We start from the raw sequence: 18209 nt of genomic DNA, 5'->3' as shown, positions 1-18209 counted from the left end.
GTCCTCCTATGAACCCTTGGCGGGAACGATCTGCAAGTAGACCGCGGTGATGATCAAGTTCGCGAAGAACAACAACAAAAATGTGATGACGACACTCTGATTGACCGCATCACCAACGCCTTTGGGACCACCCTTGGGGTGCAGGCCCTTGTAGGCAGCGACCACGCCGGCGATCACACCGAAGACGGCAGCCTTCACCTCGGCGACGTAGATGTCGGGCAACTGCGCCAGTGCACTGAACGACGCCAGATACGCGCCTGGCGTTCCGTCTTGGATGATCACGTTGAAGAAGTAACCGCCGCCGATACCGACCACCGAGACCAGCCCGCACAGCAGCACGGCCACGAGGACCATGGCGAGCACTCGCGGAACCACAAGTCGCTGAACTGGATTGATGCCGAGCACTTCCATCGCGTCGATCTCTTCGCGAATGGTGCGGGCACCGAGGTCGGCAGCCACCGCTGATCCTGCCGCGCCCGCGACCAACAGCGAGGTCACGAGCGGCGCACCCTGCTGGATGACCACCAGGACGCTGGCCGCACCGGTGAAGGATTCGGCACCGAGCTGGCGGATCAGCGACCCGGTCTGCAGCGAGACGATCGCGCCGAACGGGATGGCGACGAGCGCCGTCGGCAGGATCGTGACGCTGGCGATGAACCAGGCCTGCTGGATGAACTCACGCCACTGAAAAGGGCGCACGAAAGTCTGGCGTGCGACGTCGATGAACAACTGGACGATGTTGCCGGTCTGAGAAAGTGCCCCGGAGCCGGCTTTCGCCACCCTGTCGACGCCACGTGTAGTGGCACTGGTCATCTAGAGAGCCTTGTCACCGGCGCGGTATGCGGGGAACTGCTCTGTCTGAGCGTCCGAACCCTGGTAACTGGAGTCGTCGTAGGAAGAGGATGTGGAGGCGGTGCCGGAACCGGCGCTCACCTTCTGTGTCTTACGCGCAGCTTCGCGCCCGTTCTCCTGAGCTCGCTCCTCTTCGAGGAAGCTCTCCTCGATCGCGCGTTGGGCGGGCTCGGGCAGGGTGTGCAGGATCTCGCGGACACGGGCCTGCCGGCGTCCGACCGCCTTGCGCTCGGGCAGTCCGGGTGTGGCCTGCAGCTGCGGGACGATACCGCGGACGTCTTCGGCGGTGCCACCGTCGGAGTGGCCGGCATCGACCATCTCCTGCTCGCGGCGCTGCTGAGCGTCGTCCTTTTCCTCGGACATACCGATGGGTCCGATACGGCGACCGTTGAGGAACTGATCCACCACCGGCTCGTCCGAGGTCAGCAGCACCTCACGCGGACCGAACATCACCAGCTCCTTGCGGAACAGCATGCCGATGTTGTCCGGGACGGTACGGGCGACCTGGATGTTGTGGGTCACGATCAGGATCGTGGCGTCGATCTGCGCGTTGATGTCGATCAACAGCTGCGATAGATACGCGGTACGGACCGGGTCCAGACCGGAGTCCGGCTCGTCGCACAGGATGATCTGCGGGTCCAGGACCAGGGCACGGGCCAGGCCGGCGCGCTTGCGCATACCACCGGAGATCTCACCGGGAAGCTTGTTCTCCGCGCCCGTCAGACCCACCAGCTCGATCTTGTCCATGACGATCTGGCGGATCTCGTCTTCCTTCTTCTTGGTGTGCTCACGAAGAGGGAAGGCGATGTTGTCGAACAGGCTCATCGAACCGAAGAGGGCGCCGTCCTGGAACAGGACACCGAACAGCTTGCGGATCTCGTACAGCTCGCGGCTGGAGCATTTGGTGATGTCGGTGCCGTCGATGATGACCGAGCCCTGCTCCGGATGGAGCAGACCGATCAACGACTTCAGGAACACCGACTTACCGGTACCCGACGGGCCGAGCAACACGCTGACCTCACCCTGGGGCAGGGTCAGCGACACATCACGCCAAATATTCTGCGAGCCGAACGACTTCGTCAGATTCTCGACACTGACCTCAACGCCCACTGATTTAGTCCCTCCAAAACGAAGTCCGCCCCCGCGCGGAGCCTGTGGTTCGGCTCACTCTAACGCACACAGCGTGACGAATATACGAGCTGTCGATCTTTCTCAGTTTCGTCGCGCCCTCGCCGACCCACCTGCCCGACGGCTTCTTCCCGATCGCCGCAGGTAGATCAAACGAACAGTTACTCGCGAGTAACTTGGCTCACCGTAAAAAGTTTTTCCGCGCGACGCAAATCCAGGTCGGAGCGGGTTCTACTCGTCAGTAGCCAGGGCCGGCCGGCACCCGATCTGTGGCGCCACGCCCCACCCGAGACGCAACGATGGCCCGTAGCTGTCGCTACGGGCCATCGTTGTGGAGCGATCGACCCCTACGCAGGGATCAACAATCGCATTTGACGTGCTTGTCTTACTTGACCGAGACCTTGGCGCCGGCTTCTTCGAGCTTGGTCTTGGCAGCCTCGGCAGCGTCCTTGTCGATCTTCTCGAGGATGGCCTTGGGAGCCGACTCGACGAGATCCTTGGCTTCCTTCAGACCCAGTCCGGAGACGACCTCGCGGACGACCTTGATGACCTGGATCTTCTTGTCGCCGGCCGATTCGAGGACGACGTCGAACTCGTCCTGCTCGACAGCGGCTTCGGCGGCAGCGGGTGCACCGGCGGCGGCAACGGCGACCGGAGCAGCAGCGGTGACCTCGAAGACCTCTTCGAACTTCTTCACGAAGTCGCTGAGTTCCAGCAGGGTGAGTTCTTTGAACTGATCGATGAGCTCGTCAGCGGAGAGCTTTGCCATGGTGGCAATCCTTTCTGTCTTTCCTGCGGGCGCGCGATGATGCGACCACAGGAGGGTTTTGGGGGTTTATTCGGCCGCTTCTGCGGGTGCGCCCGCGGCTTGCTTTTCCTGCAGTGCGGCCGCAAGACGTGCGACCTGCGAAGCGGGCTGACTGAACAGACCCGCGGCCTTTGCCAAGTTGCCCTTCATGGCACCGGCGAGCTTTGCAAGGAGAATCTCGCGTGTTTCAAGGTCGGCGATCTGGTTGACCTCGTCCACGGACAGCGCGCGGCCGTCCATGTACCCGCCCTTGATGATGAGAGCCTTGTTGTCCTTGGCGAAATTCTTGATCGCCTTGGCAGCCACCACGGGTTCGCCCTCGATGAAGGCAATTGCGGTGGGGCCAGTGAACAGCTCGTCCAGACCGGCCACGCCCGCATCAGCAGCAGCGCGCTTGACCAGGGTGTTCTTGGCGACGGAGTAAACAGCGCCTTCGCCCAGTGAGCGACGCAGCTCGGAGATCTGCTTGACGGTCAGGCCACGGTATTCCGTGACGACTGCCGCAGTGGCTTCCTTGAACTGCTCGGTGATCTCCGCAACCGCGGTGACCTTTTCACTATTTGCCATACTTCGCCTCCTCTCATGACGTGTCGGTTGGCACCTCGTCCGACTCGTACGATCGGCCGCGGGCCCCACCAACGACAAACGCCCCGGCACAGGGCACGGGGCGCACACGAGCAAAGCGACTGTGACGCCGCTTCGAAAGCGAATCCTCGTTCTCCCTGCGTGGGCCGCCGACGTGTGTCGGGCCTTCGGCCGGTCGCGCGATGCGTACCGGTGACCAACGGTCTCTGGTTGAACTGACGCTCGCAGGCCGATGACCTGCGAACACCAAGGTGCAACAGTACCGGCACGACTGACCGGATCACAAATCAGGCACATCGGGGTCAAGGACCGGCGGCTGTTCTGGCCCGAGAGTCGCGACCGAACATCCGCTCGGCTACATTGACATCAAACCATCCGGTGTGAGGTCGGTCACGAATACCTCCTGACCCACCCGGTACCGCAGCACGACGGAGTGTTGCCACAGTTTTCGGGATTCTCCCTGTTCAGACGGGGTTGTCCCGAAGGCGTGGCCTCGCTCGACGCAGAGAGGGGAACGCCGTGGTCTACCAGATCAACCCGTTCGAGAACACCGAGCCGCGGATGAGCGCGGTTCCACACTCTGCACCAACTCTTCCGTTCGGCGACCCGACCGGCGGCGCCAATGCCCGTTGGTGGCGCGAACAGGTCGACGGCCGTCCTGCGTTTCCCAAGGTGACGATCGACCGTTCGCTGGAACTGACCATGTCCGACGGCGTCCGATTGCGAGCCACCCTCGTACGACCGGTGAAGATGTCGGGCGAACCCGTGCAGACCCCGTTGCCGACGGTGGTGACCATCAACCCGTACAACCGCGCCCTGCTCGACGCGATCGATCAGGCCACCCATCGCCTTCCCCTCCCCCCACTGTCCGGTGGCGCCCTCGACGTCTTCGGCATCAACCGCAAGCTCGTGCAGAGCGGATACACCCAGCTCGTGGTCGATGTCCGCGGCACCGGTGCCTCGCACGGACGCTGGCAGATCCTGGGTGAACGCGAGCAACGCGACTCGATCGAGGTCATCGACTGGGCCGCTGCGCAGAGCTGGAGCAACGGCAACATCGGAATGGCCGGCTGGTCGTACTCGGCGATCAACTCTCTGCAGGCCGCCGGCAACGGCTCACCGCACCTCAAGGCGGTGTTCGCCATCGAGGGATGTGAGGACATCGTCCGCGACATCTACATCACCGGCGGCGCGCCGTCGGCGTTCATCCCGATCTGGCTCTCCGCGGTGAATCTGCTCAAGTGGCTGCCCAACCCGTCCACAGCGGTGGGTGATGCCCTCAGCACCAACGGCGTCCGATGGCTGAAGGACCGGGTCGGCTCCCCCGCCACCGAGATCGGCTCGCTGGCCTGGGGTTTCCTCACCGGGCGCGATCCACGGATCTACGACGATCCCTATTTCGACGAGCGCGACCCCAAGATCGACGAGATCACCGCCCCGACATTCGTCTTCGGTGGGTGGCACGATCTCTTCGGCCGCAGCGCAACCCGCATCTACAACCAGCTCAATCTGCCGCCCGGGCAGAAGCAGCTGATCATGGCCGACGGCTACCACCTCGATGCCGGGCTCGGCTTCGGCGGCCGGGTCAGCCCGCCGCGCGTCGACGTACTCGAACGCGCGTGGTTCGACAAGTGGCTCAAGGGCCTCGACAACGGCGTGGACGAATACGGCCCGGTGACCCTGCAGCAACAGGGCGGTATGTGGACCTCGGGTCAGAGCTTCCCCCGCCCCGAGGCGCGGGTCCGGCGGCTGTACCTGTCGCCCGACGGCTCGGACACCGCTGGGCACTGTGTCCACGACGGCAGTCTGGGGGCGGAGGCGAACACCTCGCGCGCCGAACTGAAGGTGAAGCCGGGCGTGCGCGGCTTCATCTCCCGGGACATGACCCAGGTGACCGCCGGCGCCACCATGGTTCTCGGCAAGGCCTTCACCACCGATGCCCGGTTCCAGGAACGGGGCGCCCTCTCGTTCACCACGGCACCGGTCACCGAACAGGTGCAGATCTCCGGCGCGCTCAATCTGCACCTGCACGCAACCTGCGCCGGTAGCGACGCCCTGTGGGCGGTGACCCTCAATGATGTTGCGCCGGACGGAACCTCGACCGTGCTCACCAACGGCTCACTGACCGCCTCCAACCGATCTCTGGACCCAGAACTCAGCGATTACGCCGAGGACGGCTCGCTGCTCGTCGCCCACCACCCGCTCAGCCGCAAACGCAAACTGAAGGTGATCCCGAACGTACCCATCGACCTCGACATCGACCTGGTGTCCACAGATGCGCTACTGGACGTCGGGCATCGGCTGCGGGTAGACGTCTACGCGGCGAGCATGCCCCGTTTCCTTGCCGTGGTCCCCGATCTGGTGAAGTCCGGATTCCGTTCGCAGAGAATCGTTCTCGACCCGTTCCACCAGAGCCACCTCACGTTCCTGGCGGTGGGCGAGCCAGGCTGGTAGCCGGTCACCGGACTCTCAACCGACCGCGATACCGCTGTCGCCGAGGGTCACCCGGTAGATCAGTGCGGCTTCAGGTCCGAGCACCAGCCCCACCAGGTCGATGAGGGTGCCCGCGAATCGTGGGCCGTGCTTGTCCTGCGCCGACCCCGGACTCAGGTGGTGGGCTATCTCGTGGAGCACCACCAGCTCGCGCATCGCCCAGCGCCCCTCGGCTGCATCGGGTACAGCGATCACGCCGTCGCCATCGGCTGACCGGTACTCGTAGTGGGCTTCGCGCTGCCCCCGGCGGGATCGAACCCTGACCGGAACCGCTGCCCGCGGGAACCTGTCGATCACGCTGTCCAGCGACAGCACCCGGTCCACGTAGTCGCGTACCGAGTCGACCGAGCCGAACCGGGCCTCCGGAGGCAGTGTCACCGAGGTGCCGGCGATCTCCAGAGTGGAGCCACCGCGTGCGGCGCGCTCGAAAACGTTGTGCACCAGCGCTTCTGCGGAGTACAAGGCCGAACGCTGGCTGTCACGCTGCGTCAACGCGCCCACTCACGGTTCAGCACGCCCACTCACGCCTCCAAGGCCCCACGCGCAGCACCCAATTGGTTGTCCTCGCCGATACGTGCCCGGCGTCCGGCCCGGTCCCCTGCCCGCCGCGCGCCCTCCGAGTAGCCGGCCGACGCGCTCTGGGACCGCCAGGTGCCCCGTGCGGTGGACGTCTCCTTGTGGAAATCCCGGACCTCTACCTCTTTGTTCCGCAGGACCAGCGCCGTTCCCGAGTCGGAACGGCCCCCGTCGGCGGCGACCGCAGCCGCACGCGCCTCATTGCGGGCTTGCGTCAAACGCTTGCCGATCCGTTCGGCGAACGCCGACTGGAAGTTCAGCCGGGCCGTGATCGGTGACAGCGGCTTCTCCTCGACCACCCTGCGCTGAACCCAGCCGCGGCGTTCGGTGACCACACGAGCAAAGGTCTCGCCTTTGTACGCACCCGACTTCAGATAGCTGTCGCTGGCTGCGACCATCTGGACCACCAGCGAGCTGTACAACGCCTCACAGGTGTCGATGTCGCCAGGGAAACCGTAGGCGTAGACAAACGTCGAGTTGCTCGCTACGTCACAGGTGATGTCGTTGGCGTGAGCGATGGCCACAAACAGCTGGACATATGTGCGCAGCCCTCGCTTGCCGGCCGTTCCGATCGCGATGTTGCGTTGCACCGGGGACGTGCGCTGTCCAGGCTTTCCATGGGCCCGCGCCACGGCCAGATCGATGGACGCTGCGGTGGCCAACCGTTGCGCCGCCTGCATGAAGGCTTGCGCCTCGTGCTCGTTGTCGGTGCCTTCTGCCTGCCTGAGCAAACCGGAGATGCGGGTCAGGAGTTTGTCGTCTTGCACGCTCACAACCCTAAGGCGTCGGTGTGACTGCTCCCCCGCCTGCGGCAACGTCATGTGCACAACGCGGCTTCTGTGGACAGACCACTCGTTGGCAGAATTAGGAAATGATGATTTACTAACTGCGTGGCGCGTCCTCGAGTGAACTCCGATGATCATCTGCTCGATGCAGCCGATGCCGTCCTGTCGCAGACCGGCTCGGCCCGGTTCACCCTCGAGATGGCAGCCCGGGAGGCCGGCGTCTCGGCGGCGACCTTCGTCAAGCGCTTCGGTTCCAAACGTGGGTTGCTCATCGCGTCGTCGCAGCGATGGGTCGACGCGATCGATCTCGACGACGTCGGACGCCCGGGCGAACCGATCCTGGCGGCGCTTCGCCGGTTGTCGGTCGAGTCCTACACCGACAGCGACGACCCCGACCAGGCCGGAAACCACGTGTCCTCACTGGCGATGGATCTCGGCGATCCGGAACTGACTGCACTGCTCGCTGCCGGCTGGGACAAGAAGCGCCGACAACTGCAAGCCGTCATAGCCCGGGCGGTCGACAGCGGTGAACTACCCGGCGCGCCGCTTCCGCCGGCCGCAGCCCGAACATTGTTCGCGCTTCTGGAGGGCACGTTCCTCGGCTGGACCGTGCAACCGCACGGCTCCCTCATCGATGCCCTCGGAGACGAGTTCGACCGACTCATCACCACCTGGACATGAAAGGACAACAATGACCACATCCCCTTCCCCCGCACCGAGCCCTGTCACCGGGGCGGTGTTCATCGCCACCAGCGTCGACGGTTACATCGCCCGCACAGACGGCGGTATCGATTGGCTGCTCAGTCGCGACGAGAACCTCGGCGAGACCGGTTACGACGCCTTCATCGCGACCACGGATGCGATTGTCATGGGCCGCAACACATACGAGGTCGGGTGCAGTTTCGACACGTGGCCGTACGAGAGAATGCGCGTGTTCGTGGTCAGTACCACCCTCGAGCCCGGAGCCGACGACCGGATCTCCGTGCACCGGGGTCTCGACGAACTCTTCGAGGCTGCCCACGACGAGGGTGTGCGCCATGTCTATGCCGACGGCGGCCGTCTGATCACCAGCTTTCTCCAGCGCGGCCTGATCACCGAGATCACGATCACCACGGCACCGGTGATCATCGGATCCGGTCTGCCGTTGTTCGGTGCCATCGATCACGACATCCCGCTCGATCACGTGCGCACCACAACTCTCGGCAACGGGATGACCCAGAGCGTCTACCGGGTGTCGGCCGGATGAGCCGCGTCTGAGCGCAGGACACCAGCCGCACGACGCCGTAGTGCGGCTGGTGGAATGCTGGACGAGTGAATCGAGATCTCGACGAAACCCTGGCCGGTCGAACGCTGTTCGACCACTCCAACACCTCCACGCGTGACTTCTACAAGCTGATCACCGCCGCGATCGTCCCGCGGCCGATCGCCTGGGTGTCCTCGCGCAGCGCCGAAGGCGTGGACAACCTCGCACCCTTCAGCTTCTTCTCCGTCAGCTCTACCGATCCGATGGTTGTGCAATTCACGGCGGTCGGCGGCAAACACAGCGCGGACAACGCGGCGGCCACCGGTCAGTTTGTCGTCAACATCGCCACGGAGTCGATGATGGACCAGGTCAATGCCACATCAGCCGGTTTCGCCGAGGACGTCAACGAGTTCACAGCTGTGGGCGTCGCCTCGGCACCGGCCACGGTCGTCGACTGCCTGAGGGTCCGCGACAGCCCGGTGGCCATCGAATGCGAACTCCACCAGATCATCGAGGTCGGCAACTCGCAGGTGGTGATGGGGCGGGTGGTCGCGGTGACGGTCGATCCCGCTGTCGCGGCCGCCGATGGCCATCCGGACTTCACGAGGCTCGCACCGGTCAGTCGCCTGGGCCGGACCGAATGGGGTCTGCCGGGCCGGGTGGTCGAACGCGAACGACCCTGACGCTGCTCTCGCTGCGCAGTCCGGACGGGTTTTGATCGGTTTCGGGAAGGTAGTGGCGCGCTCAGGCGTTGTTGCACACGTACAACTATTTCGCGTGATGACTACTTTCCAGCAGTGAAGAAGGCCCGTCTATGTCCTTGACCCTGTCGATTCTCGATCTTGCACCGATTTCGCCCGGCGAGTCCGCTCGCGCGAGCTTCGAGGCGAGTGTTGCGCTGGCCCAGGCCGCAGAACGCAACGACTACAAGCGAGTCTGGTACGCCGAGCACCACAACATGGAGTCGATCGCGTCATCGGCCACCAGTGTGCTGATCGCTCACATCGCCGCGCACACCGAGACCATCCGTCTGGGTGCCGGCGGCATCATGCTCCCCAACCATGCTCCGCTGACGATCGCCGAGCAGTTCGGAACCCTGGAGACGCTGCACCCCGGCCGGATCGATCTGGGTCTGGGTCGCGCACCCGGTAGCGACCAGGCAACGATGCGCGCGCTGCGCCGAGACCACAGCTCGGCCGAGAGCTTCCCGCAGGATGTCCTCGAACTGCAGGCCTACCTGCGCGGACAGTCCCGGATCCCCGGCGTTCAAGCCGTTCCCGGCGCGGGCACCGACGTTCCGCTCTACATCCTTGGTTCGTCACTGTTCGGCGCTCAACTGGCCGCTGCGCTCGGGCTCCCCTACGCCTTCGCGTCGCACTTCTCGCCCGATGCCCTGGAGCAGGCGGTGACGCTCTATCGCCGCGAGTTCAAGCCCTCGGCTCAGCTGTCGGAGCCCTACGTGATCGCGGGCGCGAACGTTGTCGCGGCCGAGGATGCCGACGAGGCGGCGCGGGACTTCGAGGCGTTGCGGCGGATCCGGGTGCGGATGTTCATCTCCCGCGGCCCGTCGACCCCCGAATACAGCGATGAGGAGATCGATGCGTTCCTCACCACCCGCGAGGGCCGCGGTATCGCCCACATGATGAAGTACACCGGCGTCGGCACGGGTGCGGACGTCCGCGGCTTCTTGGAGGACTTCGCCGAGTTGGCCCAGGCCGATGAGGTCATCGTGGCCCACCAGTCGGTGACCAGTGCGGGACGTATCCGTTCTCTCGAACTCACCGCCGAAGCGATGAAGACCGCAAAGGTCTGATCTCCACTCCCGAAACCAATCTCCACAGACAAAAACCGGGACCCCCATCAGGGAGTCCCGGTTTTTTGTGCCTGGCCTAGAGGAAGACTTCAGTCCTCTTCGAGGTAGTTGCGGTTCACCGCAGGATCCACCGGGATGCCCGGTCCGGTGGTGGTCGAAACGGTGACCTTCTTCAGGTACCGGCCTTTTGCTGCTGACGGCTTCACACGCAGGATCTCGTCGACGGCTGCTCCGTAGTTCTCGACCAGCTTCTTCTGGTCGAAGGAAGCCTTGCCGATGACGAAGTGCAGGTTGGCTGCCTTGTCGACGCGGAAGTTGATCTTTCCGCCCTTGATCTCGTTGACGGCCTTGGTCACGTCGGTGGTGACCGTGCCCGTCTTCGGGTTCGGCATCAGGCCACGCGGTCCGAGGACACGCGCGATCCGGCCGACCTTGGCCATCTGGTCAGGGGTGGCGATCGCGGCGTCGAAGTCGAGCCAGCCGCCCTGGATCCGCTCGATCAGATCCTCGGCGCCCACTTCGTCGGCTCCGGCGGCGACGGCCTCGTTGGCCTTGTCGCCGGCGGCGAACACGATGACGCGGGCGGTCTTGCCGGTGCCGTGGGGCAGGTTGACGGTGCCGCGCACCATCTGGTCTGCCTTACGGGGATCGACGCCGAGACGGACAGCGACCTCGACGGTTGCGTCGGTCTTGGTGGAAGCGGTCTCCTTGGCAAGCTTGGCAGCCTCCAGCGGACTGTAGAGCTTGGACTTGTCGACCTTTTCCGCAGCGGCTTTGTAGGCCTTACTGGTTTTACTCATGTTTGCTCTGTCTTTCTCCGCAACTCATGCGGGTTGGTGGTGCGGACCGAGCCGGCCCTCCCACGTGATGTCTGTTCGAGGAAGAGACTCAGGCCTCGACCGTGATGCCCATGGAGCGGGCGGTTCCGGCGATGATCTTGGCGGCCTGTTCAACGTCGTTGGCGTTGAGGTCTTCCTGCTTGGTCTTGGCGATCTCGCGGACCTGGTCCATCGTGACCTTGCCGACCTTGGTCTTGTGCGGCTCTCCCGAACCCTTCTGCAGACCGGCGGCCTTCAGCAGCAGTTTGGCGGCCGGCGGGGTCTTCAACTTGAAGTCGAAGGAGCGATCTTCGTAAACGTAGATCTCCACGGGCACGACATTGCCGCGCTGGCTTTCTGTCGCGGCGTTGTACGCCTTGCAGAACTCCATGATGTTCACGCCATGCTGGCCGAGTGCCGGACCCACGGGGGGTGCGGGGTTGGCTGCGCCGGCCTGGATCTGAAGCTTGATGATCCCGGACAGCTTCTTTTTCTTCTTGGGGGGCATCCTTTTCCCTGTTTCTGATTGATTGCGTTTGGGCTGACAACACTCCGTCAGCCCGGTTTCGCGCCCGCTGGAGACGCGAAAGTCTTAGATCTTCTCGACCTGGTTGAAGGCGAGTTCGACCGGGGTCTCGCGACCGAAGATCGAGACGAGCACCTTCACCTTGCGCTGCTCGGCGTTGACCTCGCTGATCGATGCGGGCAACGTCGCGAACGGGCCGTCCATGACGGTGACCGACTCGCCGACCGCGAAGTCGACCTCGACCACCGGTGCGGAGGCGGCTGCCAGGTCGGAACCGGCGTCGCTGCCGGACTTCGCCGACGACTTCTTCGGCTCGGCACGGGGCAGCAGGAACTTGAGCACGTCATCCATGGACAACGGCGAAGGACGCGAGGTCAATCCCACGAAGCCCGTGACGCCGGGAGTGTTGCGCACCGCGCCCCACGATTCGTCGTTGAGGTCCATGCGCACGAGGATGTAACCCGGCAGCACCTTGCGGTTGACCTTCTTGGGCTGGCCGTTCTTGATCTCGGTGACTTCTTCGGTGGGTACCTCGACCTGGAAGATGTAGTCGCCCACATCCAGGTTCTGCACGCGGGTCTCGAGGTTGGCCTTCACCTTGTTCTCGTAACCGGCGTAGGAGTGGATCACGTACCAGTCGCCTGCCGCGCGCTTGAGGGACTTCTTGAGGGCCTCGACCGGGTCCTCTTCTTCCTCGTGTTCGACGACCTCGGGGGCCGCGTTCTCGCCGGAGGCGTCTTGGTCGGTCTCGCCGGAGACGTCCTGGTCGCTGCCGTCGGAATCAGCCGGCGCTTCGGGGTCGGAGATGCCACTGTCAACAGCCTCCGAATCACCGACCGTCTGATCGGTGACGTCGGTTTCGGTCTCGCTGATCTCAGCGTCGTTCTCGGGGGTGCTCACTGCAGCCCACGCTCCCTTTCCTCGAAGCGGCCGTGCGGGTGATTACCCGAACAGCCACAAAACGGCCTTTGCAAAGCCCAGATCCAGCCCGGAGATGAACGCGACCATGATGATCACGAAGATCAGCACGACGATCGTGTACTGAATCAGCTGCTTGCGAGTAGGCCAGATGACCTTCTTTAGCTCGCTGACAACCTGCTTGAGGAAGATCCACAACCGGATGAAGGGATTGTGGCTGTCCTCGGGCCGGACTCGCTTGCGTTTGCCGTCTTTCTTTTTGTCTTTGGTCTTTTCCTTGGTGGCGACGGCCGATCCCGCTGAATCGTCGTCGTCGCTCTTCGTCAGGTTCGTCCGTTTGCCACGCGGCGAACGCTTACCCGTCGGGCGAGCCGCCGTCTGAGTGTCCCCGTCGGAGACGTTCTCAGCATCGGACTCGTCCACCGAACCGGCTTCGCCGTCGACTGAGGTGTCGACCTCGACCTCGTCGTTCGACTCGGCCGCGCTCTTGGCGCGTTCGGCACGGTCGCGCTTGCTCAACTTGATCCTCTCGTGGCTGAAGTCGGATGTTCGGCGGCAGGCGATGTGCCTGGGCACCGAACAGCTGACATCGGGTGCCCTGAGGTGCCGACGTGCACACCGTCAAGGGCAGGGGCGACAGGACTTGAACCTGCAACCTGCGGTTTTGGAGACCGCTGCTCTGCCAGTTGAGCTACGCCCCTTTGGGACGGCGAGTTACTCGGTGACCACCTTGCGATGGTCTCGAGGCCACGTCGACCCGGTGTCTGCACTACACAAAACCAACGCGCCACCCTCAGGGCAGCGCGCAAGTGTGAGTAGAACTCAGACTATTGAAGTGTACGTCACCGGGCGGGTTGAACTCCAACTCGGTGATGACCCGCGGAAACCGCAGGTCATCCGTACCGACGATCAATTGAACTGCACGCTGACGAGTGCTCGTCCGAAAATCTTGCGGTCACCCTGCTTCGCGACGATCGAGATCTGGCCGCGGCGGGTGTCGGGATCAAGCGACTTCACCTTGCCGGTGAAGTCGACGGCCGCGAAGTCATCAGCCGGTACGTATACCGGGCTGGTGAACCGCACGTTGTATTCGTAGATGGCCGCCGGGTCGCCGATGAACTCGCCGATGAAACTGGCTCCGAGACCCATGGTCTGCATGCCGTGGGCCACCACGTCCTGCAGGCCGGCCACCTTGGCGACCTCGTCGCTGTAGTGGATCGGGTTCGGATCGCCTGCCACACCCGCGTAGTTGATCAGGTTTCCGCGGGTCAGCTTGAATGTCCGCGCGGGGAGTTCTTGTCCGACCGTCAGCGTGTCGAAATCGATTGCGGCATAAGGCTTTGGATCAACAGCCGGGTCCGGGTCGGTGTAGCGGGCGAATGGGCCGTTGACGGTCTTGCCCGGGTCGATGCCGGGGGGCTCGCTCATCATCACGTGTTCGATCTTGTCGACCAGCGCGGGGTCGACCTCGATGGCGGCCCTCGCGGCAAGGCTCGTCCACGTGGTCATCACGGGCTCGTTGTGCTGATTCCAGACGACGTTCTTGGTGACCATCAGGTCGGTGCCCGACATCTGTCGGAACGAGTCGAGGGACACGTCGCAGATCAGGTGGTCGCCGACCTTGATGGGCCGGTGGAACACCAGCCGCTGATCGCTCTGCATGATCTGCCAGAGGTCGTAGCCGGTGATGACGTCTTCGAAGAGGCGCCGCTGGGCGATGATCCCGAGGACGGATACGAACGTGGGCGCGGCGACGAGGGTGTCGTGGCCCATCTCACGGGCCTTGGCCTCGTTCCAGTGGACGGGGTTGGTGTCCTGGACGGCGCGGGCATGCTCGCGCACCTTCTCGCGGCCGACCTCGTAGTAGTCGTCGACGGTGTACTTGTACCCCACCAGCGCCTGCGTGTGTTCGGCGATTTCTTCGGGGGTCAGCTTGACGCCGTCCCGGATCGCCTGGATGCGCTCGGCAGCTTGGGCTTCGCTCACATTCGTCACTAAACCGACCTCTGACTTTCGACTTTTCGTCGACTCCGGCGGCTTGTCGATGTGGGCCGCGCCGCGGGTGCCGTGGCTACTCCCGGACAAATCGTCGGCTGGGAAGAGCCGACTTCGTTGGGGTGCCGCAGTGGCCCCCGCTGCGCAGGCGGCCTAGAACGGCCGCCCGGCGTGGGAGTTAGCGCGATTCCTTGTGGTTCTGGTGCTTGCCGCAGTTCGGGCAGAACTTCTTGATCTCGAGGCGATCGGGATCGTTGCGACGGTTCTTCTTGGTGATGTAGTTGCGGTGTTTGCAAACCTCGCAGGCCAAGGTGATCTTGGGGCGCACGTCTGTTGAGGAGGCCACGGGATTGCCTTTCAGGTGGATCGTGTGGTGTACCACCGTGAGGCGGTACTTGTGGCGCATCGTCGCAAGACGACACTTCGTAGCGCGTCGTCGGAGACGACACTTCGTAGCGCGTCGTCGGAGACGACACTTCGTAGCGATGGCCGGACTCGAACCGGCGACCTAACGATTATGAGTCGTTCGCTCTAACCAACTGAGCTACACCGCCATGGCCCCGATTCCAGGTCCGACAGCGCGTCTGGCATCAGCTGCGCCGCTGCCCAGGATCTGAGTCCAGCGAGCCCCCTGACGGAATCGAACCGTCGACCTTTTCCTTACCATGGAAACGCTCTACCGACTGAGCTAAGGGGGCGTTCGCTTTCCATGTGCTGCCTATCTGGCAACGCACGAAGAGCCTTAACGAGATTACACAGCGGCGCTGGTACACGCCAAATCGCCTCTGTAGTTGTCTCGCCGCACCAAACGACCTCGGGCCGGTTCACCCAGCTCGAGGCCCCCCCGTTCTCGAGGTCACTGTCTGGTGCTGTGGCAGGTATAGGATTCGAACCTATGTAGCTTGCGCGACGGATTTACAGTCCGCTCCCTTTGGCCGCTCGGGCAACCTGCCGGGCTACTTTCCGTAGTCTTTTGGACCGGCGGAAAGCAACGCCGCAAAGAATACAACGGGCATGGCCCCTGAGCACAAATGCCCTGCGTATGGGCGCCTGTTTCGGCCCCGGAGACCATCGGGCCCATCACTGCCGAGCGCGGCGACTAGGCTTGTCGGTTATGGCAGATTCATCGTTCGACGTGGTCAGCAAGCTCGATCGGCAGGAAGTCGACAACGCCCTCAATCAGGCGGCGAAAGAGTTGTCGCAGCGGTACGACTTCCGGGGCACCAACACCAAGATCGAGTGGTCGGGTGAAGAGAACATCGTGATCACCTCCGACGCCGAGGAGCGCGCCCAGGCGGGCCTGGAGGTCTTCAAGGAGAAGCTCATCCGGCGCGACATCTCTTTGAAGGCTTTCGACGCCGGCGAGGTCGTCGCTTCGGGCAAGACCTACAAGATCACCGGGACTCTGGTGCAGGGCATCGACTCGGAGAAGGCCAAGAAGATCACCAAGGCGATCCGCGACGAGGGACCCAAGGGCGTCAAGGCGCAGATTCAGGGTGAGGAGCTGCGCGTCTCCAGCAAGAAGCGCGACGACCTGCAGGCCGTGATCACGCTCCTGAAGAACAAGGATTTCGAGATCGCCCTGCAGTTCGTGAATTACCGCTAGTCCCACGCACCGACATCGTCCCGCTTGCAGGGCGCGGAGGGTACATACCCCTTGCGTTCCCACCAACGGGACGATTGTGGTGGCTTCTCGACGTCGTCAGCGGTGTGGGCCGGCCATCTCTTCCAGACGCCTGATGCGGTCCTGCATCGGAGGGTGCGTGGAGAACAGCTTGCCCACCCGCTCGCCGGCCCGGAACGGGTTGGCGATCATCAGGTGGGACTGGGCGGCGAGGTCGGGATTCGGCGGGAGCGGGGCGACCTGCACCCCGCCGGAGATCTTGCGCAGCGCGGACGCAAGGGCCAGTGGGTCGCCGGTGAGCTCTGCACCCGAGGCATCGGCCTGGTATTCGCGTGACCGCGACACCGCGAGTTTGATCACCGTTGCTGCGATCGGGCCCAGGAATGTGATGAGCAACAACATGATTGGGTTGGCGCCACCCTCGCGGTTGCTGCCGAAGAAGAACGCGAAGTTGGCGATGCCGCTGATCACCGCAGCCATCGCACCGGCCACCGACGAGATGAGGATGTCGCGGTTGTAGACGTGTGACAGTTCGTGGCCGAGGACGGCCCGGAGCTCGCGTTCGTCGAGGATCTGCAGGATTCCTGCGGTGCAGCAGACTGCGGCGTTCTTCGGATTACGTCCCGTGGCAAAGGCGTTCGGCGCCTCGGTGGGGCTCACGTACAACGCGGGCATGGGCTGACGCGCCACTGTCGCAAGCTCGCGGACGATCCGGTACAGCGCCGGCGCCTGCACCTCGGTGACGGGCTGTGCATGCATGGCCTTGAGCGCCATCTTGGCGCTGTTGAAGTAGATGTAGGCGTTGAATCCGACCGCAGCCACCACGGCGACGAACAGGATGGCGGGACTGCGAAACGCTGCCCCGATCCCGACGATGATCGCCGACATGAAACCGAGCAGCAGGACGGTCTTCAGGCCGTTGGCATGACCACTCATCCATCACTCCCGTCTGTACACACGGCAGCACAACGATCGGGCCCGACCTCACGGTTCCCGACCCCGGGCCGGTCAGAGCCGGACCACGGAGCAGATCAGCCGATTCGGTCGATGGTGTAGCGAACCAGCGAGCTCATCGCATCGTGTGCGGGCCCAGCGGGGAGCTGGGCCAGTTCGGCATCGGCCGCGTCGGCATACCCCTGGAGGGTGGCTCGGGCCTTGGCCAGACCCGCCGATTTGTTCAGGAGTTCGAGCGCTTCGGCGACCTCGGCGTCGTCGGTGAGCGGCCGGGGCGTGCCGTCGGCGGCGAGGACCAACTCGCGCAACCGGGTTTCGTCGGGGTCTGCGATGGCGTAGAGCACCGGTAGGGTGTGCACGCCTTCGCGCAGATCGGTTCCCGGGTTCTTGCCCGAGTCGCCGGCCACCGAGCTGATGTCGATGATGTCGTCGCTGACCTGGAAAGCGGTCCCGATCGAGTCTCCGAGCCGGGACAGGCGTTCGATCTGCTCTTCGTCCGCACCCGAGGACATCGCGCCGAACCGGCCACTGGCCGCGATCAGCGAACCGGTCTTCTCCCAGACCACTTTCAGGTAGTGGTCGACGGGGTCGAGCTTGCCCTGCGAGCCCACGGTTTCACGCATCTGTCCGGTGACCAGCTCGGCGAAGGTGTCGGCGATGATGCGGACGGCGTGCGGCCCGAGGGTGGAGACCAGGCGCGAAGCCCGCGCGAACAAGAAGTCCCCGGACAGGATGGCAACGCTGTTGCCCCACCGACTGTTGGCGCTGACGGCACCGCGCCGCAGCTCGGCCTCGTCCATCACGTCGTCGTGGTACAGCGTCGCCAGGTGGATCATCTCCACGACGGTCGCCGAGATGATGACCTCGTGGGCGTGTGGGTTGGGGCCGAAATGGGCCGACAGGATCGAGAAGATCGGCCGGAACCGTTTGCCACCGGCCTTGGCCAGATGCGTGGCCGCCTCGGTCAGGAAGTCCTCACCAGAGGACAACTCCTCGAGCAGCAGCTTCTCGACGCTCTCCAGCGACCTGCCCACATCTGCGGCAAAGTCTTCCGAACCCATATCCAGACCCGCGAACGTCGTCTTCACGCC

At 64.0% G+C, this 18209-nt stretch carries 20 protein-coding genes and 4 tRNA genes; 6 read left to right on the top strand and 18 right to left on the bottom strand.

Features of this window, described 5'->3' with window-relative positions:
- Positions 1-6: 6 nt before the first annotated feature.
- The 4 genes from ACVWY6_RS02450 to rplJ all read right to left on the bottom strand — a co-directional run bounded on the left by ACVWY6_RS02450 (position 7) and on the right by rplJ (position 3355).
- A complete protein-coding gene (locus tag ACVWY6_RS02450; protein ID WP_023962323.1) occupies positions 7-813 on the bottom strand; it encodes an MlaE family ABC transporter permease in 807 nt (268 codons plus the stop codon).
- Positions 814-1962, bottom strand: a complete 1149-nt coding sequence (locus ACVWY6_RS02445) for an ABC transporter ATP-binding protein (RefSeq protein ID WP_457535981.1) — start codon at positions 1960-1962, stop codon at positions 814-816.
- A 403-nt stretch (positions 1963-2365) separates the two neighbouring features.
- Positions 2366-2749, bottom strand: a complete 384-nt coding sequence (gene rplL / locus ACVWY6_RS02440; protein WP_030165235.1) for a 50S ribosomal protein L7/L12 — start codon at positions 2747-2749, stop codon at positions 2366-2368.
- Between the two features lie 66 nt (positions 2750-2815).
- Positions 2816-3355: a 50S ribosomal protein L10 gene (rplJ, locus tag ACVWY6_RS02435; protein ID WP_023962317.1), complete on the bottom strand. Its 540-nt coding sequence runs from the start codon at positions 3353-3355 to the stop codon at positions 2816-2818.
- 537 nt (positions 3356-3892) lie between these two features.
- Here rplJ and ACVWY6_RS02430 point away from each other — a divergent pair.
- Complete coding sequence (locus ACVWY6_RS02430; protein ID WP_370623756.1) at positions 3893-5827, top strand: CocE/NonD family hydrolase; 1935 nt, start codon at positions 3893-3895, stop codon at positions 5825-5827.
- A 15-nt stretch (positions 5828-5842) separates the two neighbouring features.
- On the opposite strand, the gene ACVWY6_RS02425 is transcribed toward ACVWY6_RS02430, so the two are convergent.
- Positions 5843-6358 carry a TIGR04338 family metallohydrolase gene (locus tag ACVWY6_RS02425; protein WP_457536852.1) on the bottom strand — a complete coding sequence of 172 codons (516 nt, stop codon included), beginning with the start codon at positions 6356-6358 and terminating at the stop codon, positions 5843-5845.
- Positions 6359-6387: 29 nt separating this feature from the next.
- A complete protein-coding gene (locus ACVWY6_RS02420) occupies positions 6388-7209 on the bottom strand; it encodes a DUF2786 domain-containing protein (protein ID WP_457535979.1) in 822 nt (273 codons plus the stop codon).
- 123 nt (positions 7210-7332) lie between these two features.
- Between ACVWY6_RS02420 and ACVWY6_RS02415 the strand changes: the two genes are divergently transcribed.
- The 4 genes from ACVWY6_RS02415 to ACVWY6_RS02400 all read left to right on the top strand — a co-directional run bounded on the left by ACVWY6_RS02415 (position 7333) and on the right by ACVWY6_RS02400 (position 10283).
- The gene (locus tag ACVWY6_RS02415) at positions 7333-7908 is read left to right on the top strand and encodes a TetR/AcrR family transcriptional regulator (protein ID WP_457535978.1); all 576 of its coding nucleotides are present in this window, start codon (positions 7333-7335) and stop codon (positions 7906-7908) included.
- A 10-nt stretch (positions 7909-7918) separates the two neighbouring features.
- Positions 7919-8473 carry a dihydrofolate reductase family protein gene (locus ACVWY6_RS02410; protein WP_457535976.1) on the top strand — a complete coding sequence of 185 codons (555 nt, stop codon included), beginning with the start codon at positions 7919-7921 and terminating at the stop codon, positions 8471-8473.
- A 65-nt stretch (positions 8474-8538) separates the two neighbouring features.
- Entirely contained in the window at positions 8539-9153 is a 615-nt protein-coding gene (locus ACVWY6_RS02405; protein ID WP_030165255.1) for a flavin reductase family protein, read from the top strand.
- A gap of 131 nt (positions 9154-9284) precedes the next feature.
- Positions 9285-10283, top strand: coding sequence for an LLM class flavin-dependent oxidoreductase (locus ACVWY6_RS02400; protein ID WP_457535974.1), 999 nt, complete (start codon positions 9285-9287; stop codon positions 10281-10283).
- Positions 10284-10372: 89 nt separating this feature from the next.
- On the opposite strand, the gene rplA is transcribed toward ACVWY6_RS02400, so the two are convergent.
- The 10 genes from rplA to ACVWY6_RS02350 form a co-directional block, all read right to left on the bottom strand.
- Complete coding sequence (gene rplA / locus ACVWY6_RS02395; RefSeq protein WP_030165261.1) at positions 10373-11083, bottom strand: 50S ribosomal protein L1; 711 nt, start codon at positions 11081-11083, stop codon at positions 10373-10375.
- 88 nt (positions 11084-11171) lie between these two features.
- Complete coding sequence (gene rplK, locus ACVWY6_RS02390) at positions 11172-11609, bottom strand: 50S ribosomal protein L11 (RefSeq protein ID WP_023962301.1); 438 nt, start codon at positions 11607-11609, stop codon at positions 11172-11174.
- An 84-nt stretch (positions 11610-11693) separates the two neighbouring features.
- Complete coding sequence (gene nusG / locus ACVWY6_RS02385; RefSeq protein WP_457535972.1) at positions 11694-12527, bottom strand: transcription termination/antitermination protein NusG; 834 nt, start codon at positions 12525-12527, stop codon at positions 11694-11696.
- 42 nt (positions 12528-12569) lie between these two features.
- Positions 12570-13064, bottom strand: a complete 495-nt coding sequence (secE, locus tag ACVWY6_RS02380; RefSeq protein WP_030165268.1) for a preprotein translocase subunit SecE — start codon at positions 13062-13064, stop codon at positions 12570-12572.
- A 109-nt stretch (positions 13065-13173) separates the two neighbouring features.
- Positions 13174-13246, bottom strand: a tRNA-Trp gene (locus ACVWY6_RS02375).
- Between the two features lie 208 nt (positions 13247-13454).
- The gene (locus tag ACVWY6_RS02370) at positions 13455-14540 is read right to left on the bottom strand and encodes a fused (3R)-hydroxyacyl-ACP dehydratase subunits HadA/HadB (RefSeq protein WP_030165270.1); all 1086 of its coding nucleotides are present in this window, start codon (positions 14538-14540) and stop codon (positions 13455-13457) included.
- A gap of 178 nt (positions 14541-14718) precedes the next feature.
- Entirely contained in the window at positions 14719-14886 is a 168-nt protein-coding gene (gene rpmG / locus ACVWY6_RS02365; protein ID WP_030165273.1) for a 50S ribosomal protein L33, read from the bottom strand.
- Between the two features lie 134 nt (positions 14887-15020).
- Positions 15021-15094, bottom strand: a tRNA-Met gene (locus ACVWY6_RS02360).
- 71 nt (positions 15095-15165) lie between these two features.
- A tRNA-Thr gene (locus ACVWY6_RS02355) sits at positions 15166-15238 on the bottom strand.
- Positions 15239-15412: 174 nt separating this feature from the next.
- Positions 15413-15493: transfer RNA gene (locus tag ACVWY6_RS02350), tRNA-Tyr, on the bottom strand.
- 161 nt (positions 15494-15654) lie between these two features.
- Here ACVWY6_RS02350 and ACVWY6_RS02345 point away from each other — a divergent pair.
- Positions 15655-16146, top strand: a complete 492-nt coding sequence (locus ACVWY6_RS02345; protein WP_023962292.1) for a YajQ family cyclic di-GMP-binding protein — start codon at positions 15655-15657, stop codon at positions 16144-16146.
- A gap of 96 nt (positions 16147-16242) precedes the next feature.
- Here ACVWY6_RS02345 and htpX read toward each other — a convergent pair whose 3' ends face one another.
- Both htpX and ACVWY6_RS02335 read right to left on the bottom strand, forming a co-directional pair.
- The gene (gene htpX, locus ACVWY6_RS02340; RefSeq protein WP_023962289.1) at positions 16243-17100 is read right to left on the bottom strand and encodes a zinc metalloprotease HtpX; all 858 of its coding nucleotides are present in this window, start codon (positions 17098-17100) and stop codon (positions 16243-16245) included.
- A gap of 95 nt (positions 17101-17195) precedes the next feature.
- Positions 17196-18206, bottom strand: a complete 1011-nt coding sequence (locus ACVWY6_RS02335) for a polyprenyl synthetase family protein (RefSeq protein WP_457535970.1) — start codon at positions 18204-18206, stop codon at positions 17196-17198.
- Positions 18207-18209 lie beyond the last annotated feature (3 nt).

It is taken from the genome of Williamsia sp. R60 (genome assembly GCF_054063855.1).
Note: the sequence above shows the minus strand (reverse complement) of the source record. Positions and strands in the feature narration are given on the sequence as shown.

What these genes read in the sequence shown, in the direction of transcription:
- ACVWY6_RS02450 (WP_023962323.1), bottom strand. Translation starts at nt 813, where the DNA reads ATGACCAGTGCCACTACACGTGGCGTCGACAGGGTGGCGAAAGCCGGC.
- rplL (WP_030165235.1), bottom strand. Translation starts at nt 2,749, where the DNA reads ATGGCAAAGCTCTCCGCTGACGAGCTCATCGATCAGTTCAAAGAACTC.
- rplJ (WP_023962317.1), bottom strand. Translation starts at nt 3,355, where the DNA reads ATGGCAAATAGTGAAAAGGTCACCGCGGTTGCGGAGATCACCGAGCAG.
- ACVWY6_RS02410 (WP_457535976.1), top strand. Translation starts at nt 7,919, where the DNA reads ATGACCACATCCCCTTCCCCCGCACCGAGCCCTGTCACCGGGGCGGTG.
- ACVWY6_RS02400 (WP_457535974.1), top strand. Translation starts at nt 9,285, where the DNA reads ATGTCCTTGACCCTGTCGATTCTCGATCTTGCACCGATTTCGCCCGGC.
- rplA (WP_030165261.1), bottom strand. Translation starts at nt 11,083, where the DNA reads ATGAGTAAAACCAGTAAGGCCTACAAAGCCGCTGCGGAAAAGGTCGAC.
- rplK (WP_023962301.1), bottom strand. Translation starts at nt 11,609, where the DNA reads ATGCCCCCCAAGAAGAAAAAGAAGCTGTCCGGGATCATCAAGCTTCAG.
- ACVWY6_RS02345 (WP_023962292.1), top strand. Translation starts at nt 15,655, where the DNA reads ATGGCAGATTCATCGTTCGACGTGGTCAGCAAGCTCGATCGGCAGGAA.
- htpX (WP_023962289.1), bottom strand. Translation starts at nt 17,100, where the DNA reads ATGAGTGGTCATGCCAACGGCCTGAAGACCGTCCTGCTGCTCGGTTTC.